Annotated in this window: 6 protein-coding genes; all 6 read left to right on the forward strand. The window is 30.7% G+C overall.

Translation table 11 applies throughout. The annotated features are described in order from the left end of the window. Window positions 1–12 precede the first annotated feature (12 nt). From QM495_RS06475 to nuoL, 6 genes are read left to right on the forward strand one after another with little or no spacing between them, the layout of a single operon-like run. A complete protein-coding gene (locus QM495_RS06475; protein WP_408671301.1) occupies window positions 13–93 on the forward strand; it encodes a hypothetical protein in 81 nt (26 codons plus the stop codon). A gap of 9 nt (window positions 94–102) precedes the next feature. Then, complete coding sequence (gene nuoH, locus QM495_RS06480; protein ID WP_408671296.1) at window positions 103–1,182, forward strand: NADH-quinone oxidoreductase subunit NuoH; 1,080 nt, start codon at window positions 103–105, stop codon at window positions 1,180–1,182. A gap of 19 nt (window positions 1,183–1,201) precedes the next feature. Continuing rightward, window positions 1,202–1,678, forward strand: a complete 477-nt coding sequence (locus QM495_RS06485; RefSeq protein WP_408671297.1) for a 4Fe-4S binding protein — start codon at window positions 1,202–1,204, stop codon at window positions 1,676–1,678. A 4-nt stretch (window positions 1,679–1,682) separates the two neighbouring features. Continuing rightward, window positions 1,683–2,195: an NADH-quinone oxidoreductase subunit J gene (locus QM495_RS06490; RefSeq protein ID WP_408671298.1), complete on the forward strand. Its 513-nt coding sequence runs from the start codon at window positions 1,683–1,685 to the stop codon at window positions 2,193–2,195. Window positions 2,196–2,201: 6 nt separating this feature from the next. Continuing rightward, window positions 2,202–2,519: an NADH-quinone oxidoreductase subunit NuoK gene (gene nuoK / locus QM495_RS06495; RefSeq protein WP_408671299.1), complete on the forward strand. Its 318-nt coding sequence runs from the start codon at window positions 2,202–2,204 to the stop codon at window positions 2,517–2,519. Window positions 2,520–2,574: 55 nt separating this feature from the next. Next, window positions 2,575–4,491 carry an NADH-quinone oxidoreductase subunit L gene (gene nuoL, locus QM495_RS06500; RefSeq protein WP_408671300.1) on the forward strand — a complete coding sequence of 639 codons (1,917 nt, stop codon included), beginning with the start codon at window positions 2,575–2,577 and terminating at the stop codon, window positions 4,489–4,491. Window positions 4,492–4,515 lie beyond the last annotated feature (24 nt).

Below are 4,515 nucleotides of genomic sequence, written 5' to 3' on the forward strand. Positions count from 1 at the left end.
GTTTTAAATCATATAACAAAAGGAAGTAAAATAGCAGATTTAGTGGCTACTATGGCTTCTTTTGACTTTGTAATTCCAGATATAGATCGTTAATTATAGATTATGAATTTTTTAATAATGAATATTCCATTAAACATCACCAGTACTATCCACGATTGGATTTATAGCATAATGCCTGAAACCGCTTCCAGTATTACCATTATGGTTTTAATAGCTGTAGCTTACTTGGCATTATTTGCAGTAGCAGGATTATATTTAGTTTTACTTGAACGTAAAGTGGCGGCATGGTTTCAATTACGTTTAGGGCCAAACAGAGTTGGGCCTTGGGGTATATTTCAAACTATCGCAGATGCTTTAAAATTAGTTTCAAAAGAATTAACTTCAAATGACAGAATTGATAAATTTTTATACAATTTAGCTCCTTATTTTGTAATTGTTTCTACTTTAATTGGGATTTCTGTTTTCCCTTTTTCAAAACAATTTCAAGCATTTGATATTAACATAGGGCTCTTTTTTCTATTTGCTGTTTCCTCTATTGGAGTTATTGGTATTTTAGTTGGAGGTTGGGCAAGTAATAATAAATTTGCCTTAATTGGTGCCATGCGTAGTGGTTTACAAACTATTAGTTACGAGCTATCTGTTGGTTTATCCCTTTTAACAATGGTGTTGTTGACAGGAACCTTACAATTATCAGAAATTATTGAAGTACAACGCACAGGAGGTTGGCTAATTTTACAAGGTCACATTCCTGCAATTATTGCTTTTATGATTTTTATGATTGCTGGTACTGCGGAAACAAATAGAGCACCATTTGATTTGGTGGAAGCTGAATCTGAGTTAGGAGCAGGTTTTCATACAGAATATTCAGGAATGAAATTTGCCTATTTCTTTTTAGCGGAGTTTATAAATATGTTTATTATAGCTTCTATTGCAGTAGTAGTATTTTTTGGTGGATGGTTATCTCCATTTGGATTAACTGAGGGTATTACTTGGTTTCCAGAAGTAATTTGGTTTTTAATAAAAGTTTTAGCAATTATAGTTTTAATGATGTGGTTTAGATGGACTTTCCCTCGTTTAAGAGTAGATCAATTACTTACGCTAGAATGGAAATATTTGCTACCAATTAACTTAGCCAATTTAATGTTTATGGCAGTTATAATTTGGATGAATTGGACAATTTAACAATTGAAATAATAAGATAATGAGTTATTTTTCAGATATATACAACGGAATAAAAACCTTACTCACTGGTATGAGTGTTACAGGAGGCTATTTTATTCACGCAAGAAAAGGAAGTCTTACACAACAATACCCAGACAATAGAGAAACGCTGAAAATGTTTGATCGTTTTAGAGGTGAAGTAGTGATGCCTCATGACGAAAATAATCAACACCGTTGTACAGGTTGCCAATCATGTGAAATTGCTTGTCCAAATGGTTCTATTGAAATAATTTGGGATAGACAAATTAACCCTGAAACAGGCAAAAAGAAAAAAATGATAGATAAGCACGTGTATCATTTATCTATGTGTACCATGTGTGGTTTGTGTATTGAAGCTTGCCCAACGGATGCTATTGTTTGGGCTCAGAATTACGAAAACTCTGTATATGACAGAAGTTATTTAACAAAAACATTAAATCAACCAGGTTCAACAGTATTAGCTGGTATAGAAGATTAATAATATGGAAGCAATTTTATTTTATATACTCGCAGCGCTTATAATTATATTCGCCGTTGCATCTGTTACAAGTCGTAAAATTTTAAGAGCAGTAATCTATTTACTATTCGTTTTAATTAGCATTGCAGGATTGTATTTCTTAATTAATTACAATCTGCTTGCCGCCATTCAATTAACCGTTTATGGAGGTGGCGTTATTATATTATTTATTTTCTCTGTTTTATTAGTTCATCATGTTGAACTTGAATTAGAGAAAACGCCTTTAAAAAGAAAAATAATTGCAGGTATTCTTAGTCTTTTAGGATTAGGCATTACCCTTTGGGCAATATTCACTTATACTTTTAAAGCTGCAACAACTACCTATTCTTCTATTGAAGTAAAAGATATAGGCTTTAAATTATTAAGTTATGGTGATGGAGGATTTATTTTACCATTTGAAGTAATAAGTGTGCTTTTAGTAGCTGTAATGATTGGTGCTATTATAGTAGCAAAAGGAAATAAATTAAAAGAAAATTAGTTAAAAATGATAGCAGGAATCAACATTTACGAAATTTTAACCCTAACAAGTATCTTATTTTTTATTGGATTATATGGGTTTTTCACAAGAGAAAATTTGATTACAGTATTACTGTCAATTGAATTAATTTTAAATGCATCCGCTGTAAATTTTGTACTTATAAACACGTATTTATATCCAAATTTATTACAAGGTTCCATTTTTACCATATTTATAATTGCATTGGCAGCTGCAGAAACCGCTTTAGCTATTGCTATTATCATTAATTTGTATAAACTCGTAAACTCTGTTGAAGTAAAAGATACAGAAACTATGAAATATTAATAGTTTGTACTTATAAAAAATTAAACAATAAAGACAAGAATTTAAATTATAAAAAATGGATTTTAGTTATACTATTCTTATTCCCTTAATTCCTTTAGCGCTATTTCTTATTTTAGGACTATTTAGCAAAAAAATACCACCATCAATTTCTGGGTGGATTGGTTCATTAGGCTTAGGAGCTTCATTTGTTTTATCTTGGTATACCGCTTATTCTTATTTTCTAGGTGGAAAACTTGACGGTGTATATCAAACTTTTATTTACAAAACAACTTGGTTAAATTTAACAGATAAATTGCATATTGATATGGGTGTACTTATTGACCCAATATCTGTAATGATGTTAGTTGTAGTTTCTACCATTTCCTTTATGGTACATTTATACAGTAGAGGTTATATGAAAGGTGATGATGGTTATACGCGTTTCTTTTCATACTTAGCATTGTTCAGTTTTTCAATGTTTGGTTTAGTTTTAGCAACCAACTTATTCCAAATGTATATTTTTTGGGAATTAGTTGGAGCTTCATCATATCTTTTAATAGGTTATTATTATACAAAACCATCTGCAGTAGCCGCAGGAAAAAAAGCATTTATTGTAACTCGATTTGCAGATTTAGGTTTTTTAATAGGAATTTTACTACTAAGTTATTATTCTGGAACTTTTGATTTTCAGATATTAAATGATTTACATGGAACTATAATTACCAATTGGGCTGCAACTTCTTTTATGGGATTATCTGTTTTTACTTGGGCACTAATTTTAATATTTATGGGTGGAGCTGGAAAATCAGCTATGATGCCATTTCATATTTGGTTACCCGACGCCATGGAAGGTCCAACACCAGTTTCAGCATTAATTCATGCTGCCACTATGGTAGTTGCTGGTGTGTATTTAGTGGCAAGATTATTCCCTTTATATTATTTTGTTGAAGACGGATTTGCATTACAAATTGTAGCTTATGTAGGAGCTATTTCTTCTTTAGTTGCAGCGGTAATTGCCGTAACACAAACAGATATTAAAAGAGTATTAGCATTTTCAACCATGTCTCAAATTGGGTATATGATGTTAGCATTAGGTGTTTCAAAATATGATGGACATGAAGGTTTAGGATTTATGGCTTCTATGTTTCATTTATTTACTCATGCTATGTTTAAAGCCTTGTTATTTTTAGCTGCTGGTTCTATTATTCATATAGTACATAGCAATTATTTAAAAGATATGGGGAATTTAAGAAAGTATATGCCTATAACTCATATTACTTTTTTAATAGCTGCATTATCAATTGCAGGTTTTCCTGGATTTGCAGGTTTCTTTAGTAAAGATGAAATTTTAGCTGCTGCTTATGAAAACAATATGCTAATTTACGTTAGTAGCGTTTTAGTTGCTGGCTTAACTGCTTTTTATATTTTTAGATTATATTTTGGTATTTTTTGGGGACAAAATAAACAATATGAACATACACCACATGAATCGCCTTGGTCAATGACTATTCCTATGATCTTTTTAGCATTTATGAGTATTGCTGGTGGTTATATTCCTTTTAGTGAATATGTTTCAGCTGATTACATTCCGTTTCACTCTCATTTAGAACTTTCTTTAGCTGCAATAGCTACTTCAATAGGTTTGATTGGAATTATTTTAGCTTTCATTTTTTATAAAAAAGAAAATAATTTACCTGAACGATTCTCCCATGCATTTGGAATCTTCTATAAATGGACTTACCACAAATTCTATTTTGATGAATTATATATATTCGTTACCAAAAAAATATTATTTGGAATAGTTGGTTTTTCAGCAGCTTGGTTTGATAAACATATTGTTGATGCAACTATGGTAGGCATTGGTAATGTAACTGTTACTGTTTCTAATAAAGTTAAAGGAATGCAATCTGGAAAATTTCAAGATTATGCAATGTCCTTTGTTGGTGGTGGCGTAGTAATCGCAATGGTAATTTTTTATTTATGGATAAATTAATTTAATATAATGGATATTTTATCA

It is taken from the genome of Lutibacter sp., assembly GCF_046055765.1.
GTDB lineage: Bacteria > Bacteroidota > Bacteroidia > Flavobacteriales > Flavobacteriaceae > Lutibacter.

Excerpts from the sequence above, each read along its gene's own strand:
- nuoH (WP_408671296.1), top strand. The coding sequence starts at position 103 with ATGAATTTTTTAATAATGAATATTCCATTAAACATCACCAGTACTATC.
- QM495_RS06485 (WP_408671297.1), top strand. The coding sequence starts at position 1,202 with ATGAGTTATTTTTCAGATATATACAACGGAATAAAAACCTTACTCACT.
- QM495_RS06490 (WP_408671298.1), top strand. The coding sequence starts at position 1,683 with ATGGAAGCAATTTTATTTTATATACTCGCAGCGCTTATAATTATATTC.
- nuoK (WP_408671299.1), top strand. The coding sequence starts at position 2,202 with ATGATAGCAGGAATCAACATTTACGAAATTTTAACCCTAACAAGTATC.
- nuoL (WP_408671300.1), top strand. The coding sequence starts at position 2,575 with ATGGATTTTAGTTATACTATTCTTATTCCCTTAATTCCTTTAGCGCTA.